Raw genomic sequence first — 19,708 nt, forward strand, 5'->3', positions numbered from 1 at the left:
ATGCAGATATAACGAATAAATATTTAAGATTCATATAGAAAAAACAAGGGAACGCTTAACGTTCCCTCTCAAATCCAATCCGTTTTTTTATTTCCGCTAAATTCACCTTCGCAATAGCCCGTGCCTTTTCCGCACCTTTTTCTAACGCCTCATATAATAAATGAGGCTCATTCATATACTTAACGTATTTTTCGCGAGAATCCGCTAATTCACGGTCTACAAAGCGGAATAACTCTTTTTTCACATCACCCCAACCAATTCCAGTCTCATACTTTTCACGCATCGACTGAATCTCATCCTCTGTCGCAAATTCTTTATAAATCATAAATAACGTTTCCAGTTCTTTCGGTTCATTTGGAAGTGAAGAATCTGTTTTTATTTTGAATATTAATTTTCGGAGTTTTTCTTGCTCTGCAAATAACGGGATGACATTCCCATAACTTTTACTCATTTTTCTTCCATCAAGACCAGGTAAAATCGCTCCTTCTTCTTGTATCACATACTCTGGAAGCGTAAATGTCATACCAAATGTATGATTAAAGTACGTCGCAATGTCACGAGCAATTTCAATATGCTGAATTTGATCTTTTCCGACAGGTACATGAGTAGCTTGAAATAATAATATATCAGCCGCCATTAAAATCGGGTACGTATATAATCCCATATTCACACCTGCATCAATTTCTAATCCCGCTTCTTTATTTTGCTCTACCTTCGCCTTATACGCATGAGCGCGGTTCATAAGTCCTTTCGGAGTTAGACAAGCTAATATCCAAGCTAATTCTAGAATCTCCGGTACTTCTGTTTGTCGATAAAAAATAACATCTTCTCCAAGTCCAAGCGATAACCAAGTAGCTGCTACCTCTTTCGTATAACTACTAAACTGATTCGGATCATGCACCGCATTTAATGCATGATAGTCAGCTATAAAGTACAATGCTTTTCCTTCATTATTCTCTGACATTTGCAATGCAGGTTTAATCGCACCAATATAATTGCCTAAATGCGGGTAACCTGTTGGTTTAATTCCTGTTAACATAATTTTCTCACTCACTCTAACTCCTCCTTTCTCAAAATAAAAAGAGCCCCTCATCCTTAAAAAAGGACGAGAAACTCCCGCGGTACCACCTTAATTAGCTATATTATAGCTCACTTCAAGCTTCTATAACGTGAAGTAACCGTCTTCGCCTACTCATTTCAGCTAGAAGCTCCAGAGCCCATTCCATATTCATCCCTTACTGATTCTCACCAAATATCAGCTCTCTGAAAAGTTTTGAATATGTACTCTTCTCTTTCATTGCTTTTTAGTTATTTTTTACAGTTTATCACATTTGAGCTTAATATAAACCTGAATTTTCTCATTTTGCAACAAGGATTTTCATTCTTTGACCCTTTAACCATAATTAACCCCTTGTTTTTAACACTCAGTGGAGACTTAAGAATTTTAGTAATAATTATTACCAATTTATTCCACGTAATGTATAATCAATATATAGAACTTATTTACAATACAAAAACGGGGTGAAGTTATGGGTTGGTTTACTAAAAAAATTGGTAAGTTTAAGAACAGTATTCAGACTGACTATGATACTTTAGGGGTAATTATACATTTCACACCTATCGCTATATATTTATACACCTGCGATGAGTATATAGAAACATTTGACGGTGCGCTCACTTTTGAGACTGAAAACGGAAATCAAGTAGAAATCGGGGGTACTTTCATTTCTCTTGAAGTTGATACGAATTTTCGCATGGACGATATAATATTTGATTACAAACTAAAGGAAAGCAATCTACCTATTGTTGAATTAAAAGCCTACGTATGATGTTTATTGATGGATCAGTCATGGCACAGCTTGGTACTCCTAATATGCAAATAAATTATTAATAAAAAAGAGCTAAAACAGATAAAAATGTTTTAGCTCTTTTTTAGCTCTTTTTTAGCTCTTTTTTAGCTCTTTTTTAGCTCTTTTTTACGTATTCAACTTAACAAATCTATAACTATGCGTAACTAACACTTTTAATATCGCATATCCTGGAATTGCTAAAATAACCCCCATAATTCCAAATAAATTTCCGGCAGTTAAAATAATAAAAATGATAGTAATTGGATGAATGTCTAACTTTTTCCCCATTACTTGTGGTGAAATAAATTTCCCCTCTGCTAATTGTACAACCATCATGACAATAATTACTTTTAAAATCATTGCTGGTGAGTCAATAAAAGCAATAATTAACGCTGGCGTTATCGCAATAACAGGACCTACATATGGAACGACGTTTACAATCATCGCCAAAATAGCAAGTAATACCGCGTATTTAATGCCGATTATAAGATAACCAATGAATAGCATAATACCGATAAATAAACTAACGATAATCTGTCCTCTAATATACGAACTAATCGCATAATGCATATCATCTAATATTCTCTTCGCAGCTGGTTGTCTGTGCTCAGATATAAACTTTAAAAAATGATTTGGTAATTGCTCACCATCTTTTAAAAGATAGAACAATATAAATGGAACCATTACAAATGTTAAAACAACTTCAGTAAGTGTACTTAAAAATCCAGTTACATTTCCTGTTACTGATGATAATGATTTTGTAAAATTCATTGTAGAATCTTTTACGATATTAGCAACATCAATATTTAAACTTTCCTGCATTCTACCAATTACATTACTTTCTCCAAATTTACGTGCTGCCCTTTCGATTTCATGCCCGAAATATGGCAAGTTGTCTATTAAAGCATTTACTTGATCTTTAATAATCGGAATAACCGTCACCGCAAGAAAAACAAATAATCCAAGAACAAGTATATATATCGAGGCAATTGACACAATTCTCGACACACCTTTTCTTTCTAAAAGAGAAACGAATGGATGCAATATATAAAATAGTACTCCCGCTAATAATACTGGGAAAAAGATTGTTTTTAAAAATACGACGAACGGTGTAAAGACGAATGATATTTTTGTAAGTAATAATATATTTACAAACAGCAACGCAAATCCAAGTAGTACAGCTAAATAATTTTGTTCTTTAAAAAACTTTTTCAACTTATCTCTTTTTCTTATATTTACTTTCTCCAAGTGTACCACCTCTCTAATTAGGAAAAGCCCTAAAAAGGGCTTTATAAAATAATTAATAATAGCCTTTATTTCCTTGCAGCTTTTACTACAAATGATACAATAAGAATTAACACAATTGCCCCTAATAGTGCTGGCACGACATGAATCCCACCAAATGATGGCCCAAAAGATCCAAATAATCTACTACCTAACAAAGCTCCTAGTAAACCAGCAATTATATTTCCAAACATACCAGCCGGAAAATTTTTACCCGTTATAGAACTAGCAATTGCACCTATAATAGCACCAACTATTAATGTGATAATCCATCCCATTTTTAGTCCTCCATTTCTATTATAGAATAAATCTATTTATCAACTAACTTATTACGTAACCCTTGTAATTATTATATCCAGAAATGAAAAATCTTGTCAAACGCATGAAAATACAGAAAAAAGGAGCGTTATTATTTATGATTCAAAAATTAATAGCAAACTCTTATAATACTGCTTTGTCTATTTTAAACATTCAAATTCCTGCTTACGAAATTGAAGCAAAATACATAAATAGTACGGCCATCCCCCGTTTATACGATACTGTAACTGATATTCAAAACTGCGATGAGACATTCCATGGATATTTCCTGGAAAATTCACTCATTGGATTTATTTCTTTTAAAGTTGATGAAGATATAGTTGATATCCATCGTTTAGTGGTCTCACCCAATCATTTCCATAAAGGGATAGCAACTAAGTTACTACTTTTTATATTTGACATTTTCTCTTCTTCAAAAGCGTATATTGTACAAACAGGGAAGAACAATACGCCTGCCCTTTCTTTATATAAAAAACATGGTTTTATTGAAATTCAAGATATCGTACTTCCTGATGGAATGGTTTTGACCTCGCTAAAAAGACAGAATACACAAAATAGTTTGACTTAACTATTTATTTATGTTATTTTTTACCTTATAAAACCTTTTGCTGAATCCAAATTTTGGAGCGGGGGAACCATTTATGTAGCTTTTTGCTACTTGGGGCGAATCTTTTTTAAGTAGGGACACTCTCACTTCCCGAGTCCGACAGCTAACCTCGTAAGCGTAATGGGAGAGGAAGGTGCTTTTTTGCCTATGTTACACAGTATGCCTCCTTAGTTATAAATATGGGAACGATACCAATTAAAAACCTATATTTATAGAAAAGGAGAAATGTATAATGTTACGTTTATCAGATCACGAAGTAAAAATGATGGAGCAACGCATTCGATTGGAACAACATCGTACGTATCAAGCAAATAAGATGATCAATAATTTACATCACAAATACTTTTTCCAACATATTTTTCAGCCTAAAAGATAAGCAGTAAACCAAGTAAATACAGAGTACACCTTTTCGGTGCACTCTGTATTTTTTACTTCCTAGCCCTAATAATAAACGTCGTCGGCACCATTCTAGCCTTATATAAAGAATAGTACTTCGTAGACGGCTCTGCTACTTCTCCAGCAAATACATAAGATGGTTCAGGCTCTTCTATTCTCTCAATTATAAATCCCGCCCTATTTAACTCATTTATGTATGTACTCATTTTTCTCTTATATAATGTCGCTTGTACTTCTTCTCCTTTAAATGTTTCAAACGTAATAGGAGTTTCCTCATGATATGAAGAGCATAAAACAATTTCTTCTGTTCCATACTGCAAATTTGAATATACCGGATGCTCCCAGCTAAAAATAAAGCTTCCTCCTGGTTTTACATATGAATATATAAGTTCCAATGTTTTTCTTAAATTAGAAGTCCATCCTAATGCATAGATGGAATATACAATATCAAAATGTTCTTCTGGAATATTTAGCTCCTCTTCCATCGCACCACATATTAACTTTGGCTTCCAATCTTTTAGCGTTTCATTTGCTGTTTCAATTTGCGTCTTTGAAAGATCGAGCCCCCACAACTCTTTCGCACCACGCTCCGCCATATATTCCAAAGAATGTCCACTACCACATCCGATATCTAGAACCGTTTTATTCTCAATTAAATCAAACAAATGAATTTCATCTTCTGATGCCGTATACGGTCCATATTTAGGTAAACAATCTACTTGAAAAAAATGAGGTGCTACTACGTCCCAACACTTTTTATTCACTTGTAACATTTCTGTTTGTTCCATACTTTGCATTCCCCCTTCGTTCTCTTCCACCAGTACTTTTTATACGTGATGGCCTCATTTTCCTTTCAGATTGATGATATTCGCTAACAAAAAAAGAGTAGCTTCTCAGCTACTCCCTTTTCTTACGATGCATGCTCATCTTTCTTCTTCTTCATTAACGCTCTCTTCTTCATCGCCTTCGTCAAGTATCCACCTTTAAACGAACGGATTTCATAAGAAGACATAAACGCTTTCGGTGCAATTTCATTAATAATTTCTAAAAGTTCTTTTTCTCTTGAACGCTTCGCAACGATATCTAAGCGATAACGTATAGAATTTATTCCTTCACCTTCAAATACTGTAACGCCAAATCCAGAGTGGCGTAATTCATTTACTAATTCATTACAACGGTCTAGTAAACTAACTTGATACGTAATATATCCAATTGCTAATTTATTCTCTATATAACCGCCTAATAATAGTCCCGCACTAAAGCCGATGACATAGGCAACAATGTTCATCCAATTTGATAAATCTTGAAATACAATACCTAAACTGACAATGTAAATTGCTCCTTCTAACAATCCTACACCTGCAGCGGATCTTGTTTGATTCTTTACAAGCAAAATCGTACGGATTGTTAAAGTTGGAACGTAAATAATTTGAAGCACAAAAATAAGTAACGCTTGTAACATTGGTATCCACCTCTTTCGCAAATTCTTTTGTCATGATAACATACATAAGCTTTAGAAATCGATGGGTTTTTTAATTTTTTTTAATTTTTTTTCATACTATTGAAATGCCTCAAAAATAAGCGTATTATATTTGGCGTAAATCCGATAAATACCAGTAAATCACTCGTATTATATCATTTATTTTTAAACGCAAAAAAGGAACCAGATTAGGTCCCTTTCCTCATAACTCTATGTTTTTCGAAGCATGTTCTCTTTGTTTCTCTTCTTCTTTTACTAGCTGCATATTTGCATAGGCTAAATTCGCAATCATTAAAAAGTGTCCACCTAATATTCCAGTACCAAATGCCCACATTTCCATTTCATGCTCAATTTCATACATAATGATAGCCCCTAATATTGCGGCTGCAAATCGGTTTAGAACTCCTAATCCAGGAGCCTTTTCTTTCATCACAATACTTCTTCCTAATTTTTCAACTCTGCGAGCTAATAACCAAAGACAGTATGCACTTACAGCTAATCCAATACCGAATCCTGTCACTTGTTTTCCAAACGGAGTAACCGCCCACATTAGTAGTAAACCACTAAAGATCGTATACAATTGTAATCGATATACACGTAAGGCTACTTGAATCAAAATATCCGCTCCTAATTTCACATTTTATTATGTGTCAGAAGAAAAGCAGCAACTTACACAGTTGCTGCTTTCTCTTGTTCATGATCCATTTTTTGAATTTCAACACGTTTAATTTGATAAGCATCTTTTTCTAACACTTTAAATTCATAGCCTTCTGCTTCAACGCATTGTCCTTCTTCGATTTCATGATTTTGCATCATAATCCATCCACCGATTGTATCCACATCGTCTTCTTCAATGTGTAATCCAAACAAATCTTTTACTTCTGTGATAAGCACTTTTCCATCAACAATTTTATGATACTCGTTCACATGTTGAATTGGTGGTGCTTCATCTTCATCATATTCATCACGAATTTCGCCGACGATTTCCTCCAATATATCTTCAAGCGTTACAATTCCAGCTGTTCCTCCGTACTCATCATATAAAACAGCCATTGGAATTCGCTTCTTCTGCATTTGCAGTAATAAATCATGAATTGGAGTCGTTTCCATAACTTCAATAATCGGACGCATATACGTGCGAATCGATGATAAATCTTCTTGATCGTTGTTCATATATCGAATAAAGAAATCTTTTACATTGACCATACCGATAATATCATCTTTATCTTCTCCAAAAATCGGATAACGTGTGTATCGTTCATTTTGGATTACTTTCATGTGTTCTTCTACTGAATCTTCAAGATAGAAACCAACGATTTCTGTACGCGGTACCATGATTTCTTTCGCAATGCGATTATCAAATTCAAAGATATTATTTACATACTTGTATTCAGCTTGATTAATTTCTCCACTTTCGTAGCTCTCTGAAAGAATAAGACGTAACTCTTCTTCTGTATGAGCTACTTCATGTTCAGAAGCTGGCTTCAAACCGAATAAACCAGTTACAACACGAGCAGAACCATTCAATACCCAAATAAATGGATACATAACTTTATAGAATATCATTAACGGACCTGCTAATAACAATGTCACTTTTTCAGCTTTTTGAATTGCCATCGTTTTCGGAGCTAATTCCCCGACTACAACGTGCAAGTACGTCATCGTCATAAATGCAAGACCAAATGTTACTACTGATGAGATAGAAGGATTTAAGTTCCATTTCTCAAATAACGGGTGTAATAATTTTTCTATCGTCGGTTCACCTAACCAACCAAGTCCCATCGCTGTAACTGTAATACCTAATTGACAAGCAGATAAATATTCATCTAAATTTGTTGTTACCTTTTTCGCTGCTAACGCACCGCGTTTCCCTTCCGCAACAAGCTGATCAATGCGACTTGAACGTATCTTAACAATCGCAAACTCTGCTGCTACGAAAAATCCAGTAAATGCGATTAAAATCGCAACCATGACTAAATTAAATATTTCCAATGAATCCCCTTAGTTAAAAAACTAAGGTGTCCACCTCCTGTATACTATAATGTTTTCTTATTTGTTCGTTAGAAAACATAGCCCGATACAAAAATTAAAGAGGTCGGATTTCACTTATTCTATAATAATAGAATAAGTGTCTGTATTAAAGCTGTCGTTTGACCTGATAAAGATTTCGATATTTTTTCACGTTGTGAATCAGTCAATTCATCTAAAAGAGGCTTTAACTCCGTTAGCTCTGCTTCTAATCTATGAATATGGTCTGTCACTTCATTCACTTGTTTCGAAACGTGTTCATTGATACCGAGCAGCTTTTTCTTCTCCTCGATTCTCTCTTTAATCTCACAAAGCGGCATATGCATTTCTTTGCACTTCTCAATAAATTGTAATGTCTCAAATGCTGTTTCGTCGTAATAGCGATAATTAGATTGAGATCGCTCCGCTTTTAAGATTCCTAGATTCGTATAATAATCAATCGTTCGTTTCGACACGTGAGCCATGAGAGCCAACTGTCCGATTCGATACACCTTCCCAACGATCTTCCCCCCTTGTTTATATTACTATTATCATACAATACATAAACTGTACAGTCAAACGTGACGGTTTATCATTCATAATTTATACAAAATTTATCGTCTCATCTTATACAATCTAATTTATTAATTTAATTATATAATAAAATACTTAAATTCAAAAAACCAAAACGAACGAAATATAACCATGAAATTGCCCGTTCCTTTCTAATTTAAGTACATATCATAATAACATCGATATCAAATTTTTTTTATAATTAGGAGGAAAAAATGAAAGCTGTTATTCTTGCAGGTGGATACGGAACAAGGATTGGGGAAGAAACTCATTTAAAACCAAAACCTATGATTGAAATTGGAACAAAGCCTATTCTATGGCACATTATGAGTTTGTATAGTCATTACGGAATTACTGAGTTTATTATTTGCTTAGGCTATAAAGGATATGCAATTAAAGAATTCTTTCTAAATTACAACTTACACATGTCCGATTTCACGATACATTTAAGCGACAATACAATTACTAACCATTCTCATCGTATAGAACCCTGGACAGTTACACTGATTGATACCGGTCTAAATACCGAAACAGGTGGACGAGTTAAGAAAATACAAAATTACGTCGGGGACGAACCTTTCTGCCTCACTTATGGCGATGGATTAAGTAATGTAAATATAAAAGAACTCATTGCATTTCATAAAAAACACAACAAAATGGCTACTGTTACTGCCGTACAACCACCAGGCAGATTCGGTTCTCTCGTATTAGATAAACAGTCTGTAACATTCTTTCAAGAGAAACCATTAGGTGATGGCGGATGGGTGAATGGTGGTTTTTTCGTTTTAAATCCTGATATTTTCAATTATATTAGTGGAGATAAGTCTGTTTTCGAAACAGAAACTTTAGTGCATCTAGTAAATAAAAATGAACTGGCAGCCTTTCAGCATACTGGTTTTTGGCACCCCATGGATACATTGCGCGATAAAAATAAATTAGTCAAGCTATGGGAAAATAATAACGCTCCGTGGAAGGTCTGGTAATATGGCTTCATCATCTTTTTGGAATAAGAAAAAAGTATTTATTACAGGACATACTGGATTTAAAGGCTCATGGCTCACCCTTTTTTTAACTTCTTTAGGCGCGGAGGTAATTGGATACTCTTCTCACCCTCCATCAATCCCTAATCTTTTTGAACAATGTAACGTAGCAAAAGAGTGCACGACACTGAAAGGCGATATTACAGATTACGATTCTTTATTCCATGCCATGAATCAGCATAAACCCGACATAGTATTTCATTTAGCAGCTCAGCCAATCGTAACCACTTCATACAAAAATCCCATTGATACATTTAAAACGAATGTTTTAGGTACTGTTCACGTACTAGAAGCAGCCAAGTCCGTCGAAAGCGTACGTGTCATTATTAACGTTACAAGTGATAAATGTTATGAGAATGATGGAAGTGGCGATCGAGCATTTGTGGAAAAAGACCGACTAGGAGGGTTTGATCCTTATAGTGCTAGTAAAGCTTGCGCTGAACTAGTTGCAACGTCATATCAAAAATCATTCTTCCACACTAACACTCTTAAACTTGCCTCAGTCAGAGCAGGTAACGTCATCGGCGGTGGTGATTGGGCAGAAGATCGATTATTCCCAGATATCATTCGTGCATATTTACAAGATGATACGTTAAATATTAGAAACAAAAACGCTATTCGCCCGTGGCAACACGTATTAGATCCTTTACATGGCTATATCCTTTTAGCTGAAAAACTTTGGAAAGACACCAAATATGTAGAAGCGTGGAATTTCGGCCCGATGAATGAACCTAACAGAACAGTTCATGATGTCATTCAATCTATAATGAAATTATGGAATAAACCACTAACAATCCTTTCTCCCCATACAAATACTCTTTATGAATCACCTATTTTAACACTCGATAGTACAAAAGCAGTAAATAAACTCGGTTGGACTCCTAAGTTATCAACAGATAATTCTATTGCTTGGACTGTTGATTGGTACAAAAAATATGTATCCGGTGAAAATATGGAATCTTTCACGCGACAACAAATCGATACATTCAAAAACTTATAAGGGGGCTATAAAATGGAACAGAAAAAATGCCGTTTTTGCCACTCATTACTAACCAATACTTTTTAAATTTAGGTGTTTCTCCCCTCGCTAACTCATTTGTAGCTCCTGAAAATTCATATAAAATGGAACCATTTTATCCGCTGCACACATTTGTTTGTAACTCTTGTTTACTCGTGCAGCTAGATGAATTTGAATCTCCACAAAATATTTTTCATGACTATTTATACTTCAGCTCTTACTCCTCAAGTTGGCTACTACATGCTAAACAATATGTAGAAATGGCAATTAAGCGTTTCAACTTAACAAACCATTCGAAAGTGATTGAAATCGCGAGTAACGACGGATACTTATTACAATACTTTCAAAAAGAAAAAATCGAGACGTTAGGAATTGAACCAGCAAAAAACGTAGCAGAAATTGCTATCCAAAAAGGAATTCCTACTCATGTGAATTTTTTCAGTAATGACTTAGCGAAAAAATTACCAAAAGCTGATTTAATCGTCGCAAATAATGTATTAGCACACGTTCCAAACTTACATGATTTTGTTGCCGGTTTAAAAACGTTATTAAAACAAGATGGCACGATAACAATTGAATTCCCACACTTATTAAACCTCATATCCTTTAAACAGTTTGATACTATCTACCATGAGCACTTTTCCTATTTCTCACTTATAAGCCTTCAAAAAGTTTTAACTCATCATCATTTACAAATTGTTGATGTAGAAGAACTTTCAACGCACGGTGGTTCGTTGCGTATTTTTATAAACCATCTAAGTGCCCAATCAACTATCCATTCCAATGTTACAAAATTAATTCAAAAAGAAGTCGACCACGGGTTAAATACATTAGATTGCTATCTCCTTTTTTTTAAACGCATCGAACAATTGAAATTAAATATTTTAAAGTTTTTTATCGAGGCAAAAGCTTTAAGCAAACAAATTATCGGTTACGGCGCTCCTGCTAAAGGAAACACCCTTTTAAATTATTGCGGGATAGGTAAAGAATTTCTAGCTTATACAGTAGATAAAAACCCTCATAAACAAAATCTTCTTTTACCAGGAACTCGTATTCCAATTAAGTCTCCTGAAGAAATTAAACGTACAAAACCAGATTACATTCTCATACTTCCTTGGAATTTGAAAGACGAGATTATGAACGAATGCTCTTTCATTCGTCAATGGGGCGGTAAATTTTTAGTGACGGTTCCAGAAGTTGAGGTGATCGAGCCATGAAGAAAGTTGTTGTAACCGGTGGTAGTGGCTGGATAGGTAAATATGTCGTACATTCACTTATACAGAACGGGTATGAAGTGCATGCCACGTATAATAAAAATAAACCCTCTCACCTTCCTTGCCATTGGCATAAAGTAAACTTGCTTCGCGATGACGAAGTAAAAAAATTCATTTCCGATATTCAGCCTAGCCATCTCATTCACCTCGCCTGGGAAGCAGTGCCACCAGCATGCTATGTTTCAATTAATAATTACTATTGGCTAAAATCTAGTATTTCATTGATTCAACACTTCACAACATGCGGCGGAAAGCGAGTCGTTATTGCCGGTACTGGCGCAGAGTATGAATGGTTTAACGGCGTACTATTTGAAGATTCACCGCTTCTTTCTTATAAAACCCCGTATTCATTATGTAAAAACGCACTACACTCCTGGCTACAATCATACGCACAACAAACAGGCCTCAGCATGTGTTGGGGCCGCATTTTTCATATGTATGGCCCTCACGAACAAGGGAATCGGCTCGTTTCTAACATTATCACTTCCTTGTTAAAAAATGAGGAAGCTCTATGTACACATGGAAAACAATCAAGAGATTTCCTCCATGTGGGTGACGTCGCTGATGCTCTCGTAACAGTATTAGAACGCAACGTTACAGGCACAATCAATATCGCTTCTGGTCAATCTATACAAATTAAAGAATTAGCTTCTATCATTGCAAAAAAAATAGGAAAAGAAGATTTAATTAAACTTGGCACTATCCCTTTTCCAAAAGATGAACCTTTATTTGTCGGAGTTAATGCGGAACGTTTAAAAACTGAAGTAAACTGGGAACCAACATATGATCTTAACAGCGGAATTGAAGAAACAATTTTATGGTGGGAATCATCTATAAAAAAACATAACGATACACACCACTAAGACGTAAATCCTTCGTCCCTCTCGCTAATTCCTTATACCATTCTTCTAATCTTTCCGGCGTAATAATATGGTGCGTCCCCATTCCCACATGCTTACTAGCTTCAGAAAGAGTCGGACCAATTTGTAATTTTCTCTTTCTCATCGCATCGTTCCACGGACTAAATCCAAACCATAATATACAAGCAAGAAGCGGATAAATCATAGATTCATGCGCGGATAAATGTCTTCCCACCGTATAACTTCCATGTTCATGATTATGAATAAATCTACCTCTTCTCCATAACGCCCAATTTTCTGGTAAGTAACCGTGAAATCGCTGTTTCATTAAAGGTATTCCAAAGTTAAGTTCCGGATAATTATAGTTAAGATCATCGACCATAATAAGCCCTTCCAACCAATACATCCTCCCTCCCAATTCATTTAGTGATTTCCAAAACTGGTTTTTATCTTGTACACAAAAAAACTCAGTCGTATTTAAAATCATTTTCCATCCTTTTACTTCTTGTTCTACTCTCATCACTTCATGATCTGTCGCTAAGGCATCAAACTCTGGATTTGCAGAATCTCGCACTTCCCAATGCGGTGCGAATTTTTTACAAATTTCAACTGAACGATCTGTAGAACCTTTATTAATTAAAATGCCATGATCAAACAGTTTCGTATGATGCATTAGCCACCATGGTAATAAATACTCTTCGTTATAAAAATGAGAGATAACGGTTGTAGTAATGGAAATCTCCTCCTCTTTCTCTAACAATCTATTTTTTCATCCTACTCTTAATATACTTACCAGTTATGTAATTGGTTTCTTTTATTTTTAAAATATGTTTTTCTACCATATACTATGCTTTCTTAGACAACCACCATTTTCTAAAGAATCAACTCCGTACAATAACCATCCCAATAAACTGAAAATTAAGTTATAATATCATTATAAAATTATGAAGGAGGAATGCACTCATGTACTACAACACTTCATTCGAAAACGATCAACCTGTAGGCCGTCTATAAACTAAGACGGGCATTCATTTAACACATACACTTTGCCTCGTCTTAGGGAACTCATAATACCCTAAAATAGACGGAGGTAGTTTACATGAAACAAACAATTTTAGGAGCTATATGTTTATCACTAGCAGCAAGTATTTGGGGCGGTATGTACGTCGTTAGTAAATACGTACTCGACTTTATCCCGCCACTTACACTCGTTTGGCTACGCTTTATTATCGCTTTTGTTGTTTTATATGTGATTTTGAAAACAACTGAAAAAAAGCAAAAGAAAAAAGTAACCATACACAAAAAAGATTGGCTATTATTCGCTTGGATTGGCTTCATCGGATACTTCATTTCGATTACATGTCAATTCATCGGGACAAAATTATCCGACGCTCATACAGGCTCTTTAGTAACATCAGCTACACCTGCATTTATGGTTATATTTGCAGCGCTTATTTTAAAAGAAAAACTAACCACTCGTAGACTTTTATCTACTATCATAGCGACAATCGGTGTCATTATCGTTATCGGATGGGATATTGAAATCGGCTCCTATTTTATCGGTACAATCATTTTAGTTGGAGCCGCTATTACATGGGCTTTACTGTCCATTTATGTAAAAATCGCTTCAACTCGATTTTCATCTTTAATTATTACAACGTATGCAATATTCTTTTCACTCTTTTTTATTACACCTTTTATGGTGTGGGAATTCCAATCAACTCCTATTGAACATATGAACATGTACGTATTATTAGGAGTACTCTATTTAGGAATCGTCTCAACCGCAGGTGCATTTTTCCTTTGGAATAAAGGATTAGAATTAATGGATGCTAGCATCGGTTCATTATTTTTCTTCTTCCAACCTATCGTTGGTTCGCTACTGGGCTGGCTTTTATTAAATGAAACATTAAGCAGTAACTTTTTCATTGGTGGTATCCTTATTATATGCAGTGTTTTAATTACTACTTTTGAAAAGCAAAAATAGTATAAAAAAACAGGCAGAGACTTAGTCTCTGCCTGTTCGTATAAATATCCAAACTATTTCACTCCATACTCTTTACGCAGTCCAATGAGCTGGACGAGACAACACTTTCGGTAATTTCGTATGTTTGTCCCCTTTCGCCGCATTAATTTGAACTTGCGTAAGAAAAATACTATTTGTAAAATCTGTCCCGCGAATATCTGCATCTCGCAAGTCTGCTCCGATGAGATCCGCTCCCCTTAAATTTGCATCTCGTAAATTAGCCGCAATAAGATAAGCTCCTCTTAAATTTGCCCCTTGTAAATCTTTCTTTTTAAGATTAGCTCCCATAAGATCTGTCCCTCGGTGACTGATTCGTTTTTTACGTGCAACATTCATTTCCTTCCATACTAATTCACTCGTCTCTAAAAGGAGAATGTTCACTTCTGCACGGTGTAATGGCACATTTACTTTCATTAACTCATCTGGACTTAAATTAGAAAGACGCTCTGTCTCTTCAATTGCTTCCTTCAGCTCTTTATGAATTGTCTGCGTCGCCTTTAATAGAATAGCCTCATTCAAATACCAAAGCATTTCATGAAGCTGATGCATTACCGGAAAAGCATCATACATTTTTCGCGCATGCTCGGCATCTGTCCGCCAATCAATTCCTTTAAACGTAACTTGAGAAATCTTTTGCCCAGCACCGAAACATTCAAATACTGTACAACCTTTATATCCTTTTCCTCTTAAATCTCTGTGTATACTACATTTATAATCTGATTGTAAATTTGCACAAGGTTTACCGCCATCTTTATTTACCGCAAAATCTATTGATGCAGCGAACGGTAATGCTACACAACATAAACCAAAACATTTTTCACAGTCCGCTTTTAAACTATTGTGATTTACATCCTCTTCTACATGAAAATAATCGTTATGATTAGTCAAAATATATACCCCCTGTTGTCTTTTGACTATTTCATAATATTCCAACTGTACTAAATAATCAATTTAAAAATAAATAGACCTATTTCATTTCAAACAACAACATAATCCTTTTATTTCTTTTCATTTAAAAAGGACATCCACTACAATATTAATTATAATTAAATTACGAACTTTCAAATAATAAGGAGCGATACTATGGCATTAGAAATGAAAACAAACTGTCAAATTTGCGACCATTCCCTTCAGCCCGATTCTGAAGCATACATTTGCGTGTATGAATGTACATTTTGTGCACCATGTACAGAGGAAAGACAAAACGTTTGCCCAAATTGCGGCGGCGAGTTAGTACGTAGACCGAAAAAGAAATAATAAAAAGGCAAAAACGAACAGGAATATGTTCATTTTTGCCTTTTTATTTAACCTTTAAAATTACTTCTATTATTGATTTAAATGATTTTTAACTGCTCTTATAACCAATTCATGATCTACTTCTGGTGGTAATCCTGAGACTGTTATCATTCCAATAACCCCTACATTTTTTATTTGGATAGGAAAGGATCCACCAAACGCAGCATATTCCGAGCCATCTAAACGGTATTTTTCATGATATGGAATTCCGCTTATTTCACTTTCTATCTGCATATAATACGAGCTATGATTATGCAGAGAAACGACCCGTTTTTTACGCTCAATCCATTTCGTATTTTCCTCAGTTGTCCCTGTCATCTTGAAATGAAATAATTGCACACCATTTTTGGTTATATCAACAGCAATCAACTTTCCCTCTCGCTTTGCTGTTTCAACGATAAATAAACCTAATTGCAAGGCATCTTCATTTGTAAAAGAGGAAAATTGAAGTGTTTCCTCCTCTATTAATATTTGTTTACTTATTTCACTCAAATTTGAAGCACTCATATCTTTAACCTCCCTAATTGTTTTATACCAATTTACATTTTTCGGAATCACCAGACTCTATAGTACCGTAAAGCTTGTTTTCTTCTTACTGGTGCTATTATGAATTATATTTAACTCATTAAAAATGTATGTACTTTAAAGTGCTATAGGTACTAAACATTTAGTACAGGAATCGTCTACTTCTGTGATTCAGCTAATTCATTATAAGAAGTACAAAAAAAGCAAAGCGCCCACGCTTTGCTTCTTACAGAATTCCTTTTAACTTTTCACAAATTAACTTCGCTAAATACTCATAACCTTGTGGTCCAAAGTGTAAACCGTCTTTTTCATCATCTTTTACGAATATTTTATAATTTTCTTCTTGAATCATCTCAGCATATAAATTGAGAAAATGGCTCCCTGTTTTTCTTGCTACTTCCTCTACCACCGCTGCATACTGACCGAGTATTTCATTTGTTCTATTACGTTGTCTTTCTTCATCAACTGGTGCAGGACTAATAAGTAATACTTTTTCTGGTGAGATCGCACTTACAATTTTCTCTGAATTTTCTTTATATGCTTGTAATGGAACTTGAGCAAAAGAAACTGCATCATTCGTACCAAGAAAAACTGTTATAAAGTCTGGTTTATATGATAATACATCATCTTCAATCCTATTTAACGCATCGAACGTATTATCACCCGGAACACCTGCATTAACCACTTTCCAATTTGGAAACATCTCTTGCAAACGTGGTGTTAACCTCGGCGTTCCATCAAAAAATGTTTCGTCAGCTGTAATACTATCCCCAAAGCATACTAACGTTTTCATAAAGCTAACTCTCCTTTTACGTATGAAACAGCTTTCCTTCTATCGCTTTCATATATCTTTCAGCAGAACGTTCCACTGCCTCATTTGCATTTTCTTTTACTACTCGGTGAAAAGCATTATATAAACGATCAAATTGTAACGGTTTCACTCGATTCGCCATTTCCTCAACTTTTCTCGCCGGTAATGGAATTAAATTTGGATAGCTGTACATGAAGCTCACCCACTGTTGATCCGCTACAACTTGTATGATATCACCTGTTAATAAAATACCTTTCCCATCATTTCCTTCTTCCCAGTGTAATACAGAACCGCCACTAAAATGTCCTCCGAGACGATGAACAGTAATTCCATCCGCTAATCGTAAAGACTCGCCAGGCCAATAAATGATACGACTACTCGGGCGCATTACCCACTCTTTGTCGTCTTCATGTATATAAATTGGCACATCAAATGTTTCTGCCCATTCTACTTGTGTTGAATAATAATGCGGATGAGATAGTGCAATCGCATCTAATCCGCCCCACTCTTTTATCTTCTCAATTGTCGTTTCATCTAAATAAGTAATACAATCCCATAGCAAACGATATGACTCTGTTTTTACTACAAATGCCGTTTGACCAATCGCAAATTCTGGTTTTGTCGTAATACTATAAAGCCCATTTTCTTCTTCTATAATTTCATTTTTATATGTATCACTCGTTTGCAAGTTTTCTAAAGTCGTCCAAGACTGCCCTTTCGGATTAATATATTGTCTCTCCTCATCACAAATAAGACAACTTACCGGTTCTTCTACACTCGCTGCATACTGAACGCCACACGTTGTACAAACGAAATTGTTCATAGTCATTCTCCTATCCCTTTAATTTTTTATTAAGCTGATATTTGTTGATAGTTTTCTGCTTTTTTATTTTCAATTGATAAGCTGAATTTCGTCCATCCAATAACGCCAAGCTACTAAGTAATCTTCTAAATCTTTTGGGTAGTGCCTTATACACGTATCTATACGTAAATATAAGCCTATGACTATTTCCTCATATAAATCTCGTTCTTTTTTATGAAATATACATGGTTTTATCGCATAACCAATCACTTCTTTTGTTAAATCTTCCGGAGTTGAACAGAATGCGTAAATTAAATCGTATATAGGATCTCCTAAGACTGGTAAAGGATCTATCACACCATATAACTTATTATCCTGAAATATTAAGTTATGGAATCCAAGATCACCATGTATTAAAAACGGTCTATCCATTCCAGTACTTCTTTTTGGACTATTTACAAGTGTAAGAACAAGCTGATGTTCTTCATCACTTATGTACTGCCTCAATGTTTCACGAACTTTCATTACATTTGTTAATAAAAATTCTGCCCAAGATTGAACCGGACTATCTTTCCATCCCCATCTATCTACCTCTGGAACTATTTCATACGTATTAATTACTTCTTTTACAAGTGTACAAAGTGTGCTCCTCTTATACCCAAGTTCGCACGAAGTAGTCCCTACAAGAAAGGAATACACAATATATCTGTTTAAAGGATCCTTAAACAAAAGTGTTGAAAATAAAGTATTCCCATCATAAAAAGAAAGAAAATCAGCTTCTTCACGTACCACTTCCGATTTATTCAACTTTACAACATATCTTCCATCCAACAAATATACAGTACTTGTCGTTCCTCCGCTCAACACTTTCATGCTATTTGGATAATGTGAAATAACCTTCTCATTAACTAGTTGTTTAGCGATTACTGAAATGTCCATTCACTCACCCTTACATCTGAAGATTCCCTCAATTCAAAAGACAACTTTACTATTATTTGACAATTACAAGAGAATCCCTTCCAACATCTTAATATTACAGAAATTAATTTTCATTTTATTAAAACGGCTTCTTTCAAGATTTCATCATATAATTCATTCCATTTATAATGATACGCTGCACCCTCTTCTACTCTAACAAACATCCTTTTATCGGATTCATACTCACCGTCAAACTTATGCACTTCATTAATCTCCATCCGGTAGAACGGCTGATACCCTACTTTTGGATACGGACTATTTTCATTCCAACTTGGATTATCACTATGGTCAACGATAATATATCCAAATAAAGTACATTCTCCTTTTACATAACCTTCTTCCCACGCTTCTCTTTTAAAACATTCTTCTGGTAGTTCCCCTTCTTCTATATGCCCACCAGGAAAGTCCCAACCACGCTGCTCATGGTCTATTAGTAAAACCTTTTTATTATGAAAACAAAAACCGTGAACACTCGTAATTCTTTCGTATTCTGGCAATATACAATCTTTTTTCCACGTTAACTTCACCTTTGATTCCCCATAATTTGCATATATCGTTACCAT

At 34.9% G+C, this 19,708-nt stretch carries 23 protein-coding genes, 1 pseudogene, 1 riboswitch and 1 other annotated feature; of the genes and pseudogenes, 9 read left to right on the plus strand and 15 right to left on the minus strand.

The features are described 5' to 3' along the window. Nucleotides 1-55 precede the first annotated feature (55 nt). Nucleotides 56-1,093 (minus strand): tryptophan--tRNA ligase, encoded by a 1,038-nt coding sequence (locus tag MHB76_RS15890; RefSeq protein WP_078174503.1) that lies wholly within the window; start codon nucleotides 1,091-1,093, stop codon nucleotides 56-58. A 5-nt stretch (nucleotides 1,094-1,098) separates the two neighbouring features. Next, nucleotides 1,099-1,307, minus strand: a binding site (T-box leader). A gap of 222 nt (nucleotides 1,308-1,529) precedes the next feature. Between MHB76_RS15890 and MHB76_RS15895 the strand changes: the two genes are divergently transcribed. Further along, nucleotides 1,530-1,829, plus strand: a complete 300-nt coding sequence (locus tag MHB76_RS15895; protein WP_078174504.1) for a hypothetical protein — start codon at nucleotides 1,530-1,532, stop codon at nucleotides 1,827-1,829. A 147-nt stretch (nucleotides 1,830-1,976) separates the two neighbouring features. Here the strand turns inward: MHB76_RS15895 and MHB76_RS15900 are convergent, their stop codons facing one another. Continuing rightward, nucleotides 1,977-3,098: an AI-2E family transporter gene (locus tag MHB76_RS15900; protein WP_340987103.1), complete on the minus strand. Its 1,122-nt coding sequence runs from the start codon at nucleotides 3,096-3,098 to the stop codon at nucleotides 1,977-1,979. A gap of 65 nt (nucleotides 3,099-3,163) precedes the next feature. Further along, nucleotides 3,164-3,412, minus strand: a complete 249-nt coding sequence (locus tag MHB76_RS15905) for a GlsB/YeaQ/YmgE family stress response membrane protein (protein WP_002110912.1) — start codon at nucleotides 3,410-3,412, stop codon at nucleotides 3,164-3,166. Nucleotides 3,413-3,549: 137 nt separating this feature from the next. On the opposite strand from MHB76_RS15905, the gene MHB76_RS15910 reads away from it, so the two are divergent. Then, entirely contained in the window at nucleotides 3,550-4,020 is a 471-nt protein-coding gene (locus MHB76_RS15910; protein ID WP_078174505.1) for a GNAT family N-acetyltransferase, read from the plus strand. 28 nt (nucleotides 4,021-4,048) lie between these two features. Further along, nucleotides 4,049-4,193, plus strand: a riboswitch (cyclic di-AMP (ydaO/yuaA leader). A gap of 98 nt (nucleotides 4,194-4,291) precedes the next feature. After that, entirely contained in the window at nucleotides 4,292-4,435 is a 144-nt protein-coding gene (locus tag MHB76_RS15915; protein ID WP_088078954.1) for a hypothetical protein, read from the plus strand. A gap of 52 nt (nucleotides 4,436-4,487) precedes the next feature. On the opposite strand, the gene MHB76_RS15920 is transcribed toward MHB76_RS15915, so the two are convergent. The 5 genes from MHB76_RS15920 to MHB76_RS15940 all read right to left on the minus strand — a co-directional run bounded on the left by MHB76_RS15920 (nucleotide 4,488) and on the right by MHB76_RS15940 (nucleotide 8,454). Beyond that, entirely contained in the window at nucleotides 4,488-5,243 is a 756-nt protein-coding gene (locus MHB76_RS15920) for a class I SAM-dependent methyltransferase (RefSeq protein ID WP_078174506.1), read from the minus strand. A 122-nt stretch (nucleotides 5,244-5,365) separates the two neighbouring features. After that, nucleotides 5,366-5,917, minus strand: coding sequence for a DUF2179 domain-containing protein (locus MHB76_RS15925; RefSeq protein ID WP_002110919.1), 552 nt, complete (start codon nucleotides 5,915-5,917; stop codon nucleotides 5,366-5,368). A gap of 220 nt (nucleotides 5,918-6,137) precedes the next feature. Next, nucleotides 6,138-6,551 (minus strand): ATP synthase subunit I, encoded by a 414-nt coding sequence (locus MHB76_RS15930; RefSeq protein WP_002110920.1) that lies wholly within the window; start codon nucleotides 6,549-6,551, stop codon nucleotides 6,138-6,140. 53 nt (nucleotides 6,552-6,604) lie between these two features. Further along, nucleotides 6,605-7,927, minus strand: a complete 1,323-nt coding sequence (locus tag MHB76_RS15935) for a hemolysin family protein (protein ID WP_070128815.1) — start codon at nucleotides 7,925-7,927, stop codon at nucleotides 6,605-6,607. Nucleotides 7,928-8,046: 119 nt separating this feature from the next. Further along, complete coding sequence (locus tag MHB76_RS15940; protein WP_033710905.1) at nucleotides 8,047-8,454, minus strand: MerR family transcriptional regulator; 408 nt, start codon at nucleotides 8,452-8,454, stop codon at nucleotides 8,047-8,049. Nucleotides 8,455-8,730: 276 nt separating this feature from the next. Between MHB76_RS15940 and rfbF the strand changes: the two genes are divergently transcribed. The 4 genes and pseudogenes from rfbF to MHB76_RS15960 all read left to right on the plus strand — a co-directional run bounded on the left by rfbF (nucleotide 8,731) and on the right by MHB76_RS15960 (nucleotide 12,710). Then, on the plus strand, nucleotides 8,731-9,498 hold the full coding sequence (rfbF, locus tag MHB76_RS15945; RefSeq protein ID WP_199709997.1) for a glucose-1-phosphate cytidylyltransferase: 768 nt from the start codon (nucleotides 8,731-8,733) through the stop codon (nucleotides 9,496-9,498). 1 nt (nucleotide 9,499) lies between these two features. Continuing rightward, the gene (rfbG, locus tag MHB76_RS15950) at nucleotides 9,500-10,555 is read left to right on the plus strand and encodes a CDP-glucose 4,6-dehydratase (protein WP_340987111.1); all 1,056 of its coding nucleotides are present in this window, start codon (nucleotides 9,500-9,502) and stop codon (nucleotides 10,553-10,555) included. A gap of 12 nt (nucleotides 10,556-10,567) precedes the next feature. Further along, nucleotides 10,568-11,790, plus strand: a pseudogene (locus tag MHB76_RS15955) (methyltransferase domain-containing protein). Next, nucleotides 11,787-12,710: an NAD-dependent epimerase/dehydratase family protein gene (locus MHB76_RS15960; RefSeq protein WP_078174511.1), complete on the plus strand. Its 924-nt coding sequence runs from the start codon at nucleotides 11,787-11,789 to the stop codon at nucleotides 12,708-12,710. The pseudogene MHB76_RS15955 and the gene MHB76_RS15960 overlap by 4 nt, the downstream one beginning before the upstream one ends. Here the strand turns inward: MHB76_RS15960 and MHB76_RS15965 are convergent. Continuing rightward, the gene (locus MHB76_RS15965; protein ID WP_078174512.1) at nucleotides 12,679-13,467 is read right to left on the minus strand and encodes a glycosyltransferase family 2 protein; all 789 of its coding nucleotides are present in this window, start codon (nucleotides 13,465-13,467) and stop codon (nucleotides 12,679-12,681) included. The genes MHB76_RS15960 and MHB76_RS15965 overlap by 32 nt on opposite strands. A 339-nt stretch (nucleotides 13,468-13,806) precedes the next feature. On the opposite strand from MHB76_RS15965, the gene MHB76_RS15970 reads away from it, so the two are divergent. Beyond that, nucleotides 13,807-14,694: a DMT family transporter gene (locus MHB76_RS15970; protein ID WP_078174513.1), complete on the plus strand. Its 888-nt coding sequence runs from the start codon at nucleotides 13,807-13,809 to the stop codon at nucleotides 14,692-14,694. A 72-nt stretch (nucleotides 14,695-14,766) separates the two neighbouring features. Here the strand turns inward: MHB76_RS15970 and MHB76_RS15975 are convergent, their stop codons facing one another. Then, on the minus strand, nucleotides 14,767-15,621 hold the full coding sequence (locus tag MHB76_RS15975; protein WP_078174514.1) for a pentapeptide repeat-containing protein: 855 nt from the start codon (nucleotides 15,619-15,621) through the stop codon (nucleotides 14,767-14,769). A 195-nt stretch (nucleotides 15,622-15,816) separates the two neighbouring features. Between MHB76_RS15975 and MHB76_RS15980 the strand changes: the two genes are divergently transcribed. Continuing rightward, nucleotides 15,817-15,990, plus strand: a complete 174-nt coding sequence (locus tag MHB76_RS15980; protein WP_001162783.1) for a DUF1272 domain-containing protein — start codon at nucleotides 15,817-15,819, stop codon at nucleotides 15,988-15,990. Nucleotides 15,991-16,059: 69 nt separating this feature from the next. On the opposite strand, the gene MHB76_RS15985 is transcribed toward MHB76_RS15980, so the two are convergent. The 5 genes from MHB76_RS15985 to MHB76_RS16005 all read right to left on the minus strand — a co-directional run bounded on the left by MHB76_RS15985 (nucleotide 16,060) and on the right by MHB76_RS16005 (nucleotide 19,708). Then, nucleotides 16,060-16,536, minus strand: coding sequence for a heme-degrading domain-containing protein (locus tag MHB76_RS15985; protein WP_078174515.1), 477 nt, complete (start codon nucleotides 16,534-16,536; stop codon nucleotides 16,060-16,062). Between the two features lie 244 nt (nucleotides 16,537-16,780). After that, a complete protein-coding gene (locus MHB76_RS15990; RefSeq protein ID WP_078174516.1) occupies nucleotides 16,781-17,347 on the minus strand; it encodes an SGNH/GDSL hydrolase family protein in 567 nt (188 codons plus the stop codon). Between the two features lie 16 nt (nucleotides 17,348-17,363). Next, nucleotides 17,364-18,188 (minus strand): MBL fold metallo-hydrolase, encoded by an 825-nt coding sequence (locus tag MHB76_RS15995; protein WP_078174517.1) that lies wholly within the window; start codon nucleotides 18,186-18,188, stop codon nucleotides 17,364-17,366. Between the two features lie 69 nt (nucleotides 18,189-18,257). Continuing rightward, a complete protein-coding gene (locus MHB76_RS16000) occupies nucleotides 18,258-19,106 on the minus strand; it encodes a phosphotransferase (protein WP_078174518.1) in 849 nt (282 codons plus the stop codon). Nucleotides 19,107-19,216: 110 nt separating this feature from the next. Next, entirely contained in the window at nucleotides 19,217-19,708 is a 492-nt protein-coding gene (locus tag MHB76_RS16005; RefSeq protein WP_088079248.1) for an NUDIX hydrolase, read from the minus strand.

It is taken from the genome of Bacillus sp. FSL M7-1345 (assembly GCF_038006985.1).
GTDB lineage: Bacteria > Bacillota > Bacilli > Bacillales > Bacillaceae_G > Bacillus_A > Bacillus_A cereus_U.

Excerpts from the sequence above, each read along its gene's own strand:
- MHB76_RS15890 (WP_078174503.1), bottom strand. The coding sequence starts at position 1,093 with ATGAGGGGCTCTTTTTATTTTGAGAAAGGAGGAGTTAGAGTGAGTGAG.
- MHB76_RS15895 (WP_078174504.1), top strand. The coding sequence starts at position 1,530 with ATGGGTTGGTTTACTAAAAAAATTGGTAAGTTTAAGAACAGTATTCAG.
- MHB76_RS15905 (WP_002110912.1), bottom strand. The coding sequence starts at position 3,412 with ATGGGATGGATTATCACATTAATAGTTGGTGCTATTATAGGTGCAATT.
- MHB76_RS15910 (WP_078174505.1), top strand. The coding sequence starts at position 3,550 with ATGATTCAAAAATTAATAGCAAACTCTTATAATACTGCTTTGTCTATT.
- MHB76_RS15915 (WP_088078954.1), top strand. The coding sequence starts at position 4,292 with ATGTTACGTTTATCAGATCACGAAGTAAAAATGATGGAGCAACGCATT.
- MHB76_RS15920 (WP_078174506.1), bottom strand. The coding sequence starts at position 5,243 with ATGGAACAAACAGAAATGTTACAAGTGAATAAAAAGTGTTGGGACGTA.
- MHB76_RS15925 (WP_002110919.1), bottom strand. The coding sequence starts at position 5,917 with ATGTTACAAGCGTTACTTATTTTTGTGCTTCAAATTATTTACGTTCCA.
- rfbF (WP_199709997.1), top strand. The coding sequence starts at position 8,731 with ATGAAAGCTGTTATTCTTGCAGGTGGATACGGAACAAGGATTGGGGAA.
- rfbG (WP_340987111.1), top strand. The coding sequence starts at position 9,500 with ATGGCTTCATCATCTTTTTGGAATAAGAAAAAAGTATTTATTACAGGA.
- MHB76_RS15960 (WP_078174511.1), top strand. The coding sequence starts at position 11,787 with ATGAAGAAAGTTGTTGTAACCGGTGGTAGTGGCTGGATAGGTAAATAT.
- MHB76_RS15970 (WP_078174513.1), top strand. The coding sequence starts at position 13,807 with ATGAAACAAACAATTTTAGGAGCTATATGTTTATCACTAGCAGCAAGT.
- MHB76_RS15980 (WP_001162783.1), top strand. The coding sequence starts at position 15,817 with ATGGCATTAGAAATGAAAACAAACTGTCAAATTTGCGACCATTCCCTT.
- MHB76_RS15985 (WP_078174515.1), bottom strand. The coding sequence starts at position 16,536 with ATGAGTGCTTCAAATTTGAGTGAAATAAGTAAACAAATATTAATAGAG.
- MHB76_RS15990 (WP_078174516.1), bottom strand. The coding sequence starts at position 17,347 with ATGAAAACGTTAGTATGCTTTGGGGATAGTATTACAGCTGACGAAACA.
- MHB76_RS15995 (WP_078174517.1), bottom strand. The coding sequence starts at position 18,188 with ATGAACAATTTCGTTTGTACAACGTGTGGCGTTCAGTATGCAGCGAGT.
- MHB76_RS16000 (WP_078174518.1), bottom strand. The coding sequence starts at position 19,106 with ATGGACATTTCAGTAATCGCTAAACAACTAGTTAATGAGAAGGTTATT.
- MHB76_RS16005 (WP_088079248.1), bottom strand. The coding sequence starts at position 19,708 with ATGGTAACGATATATGCAAATTATGGGGAATCAAAGGTGAAGTTAACG.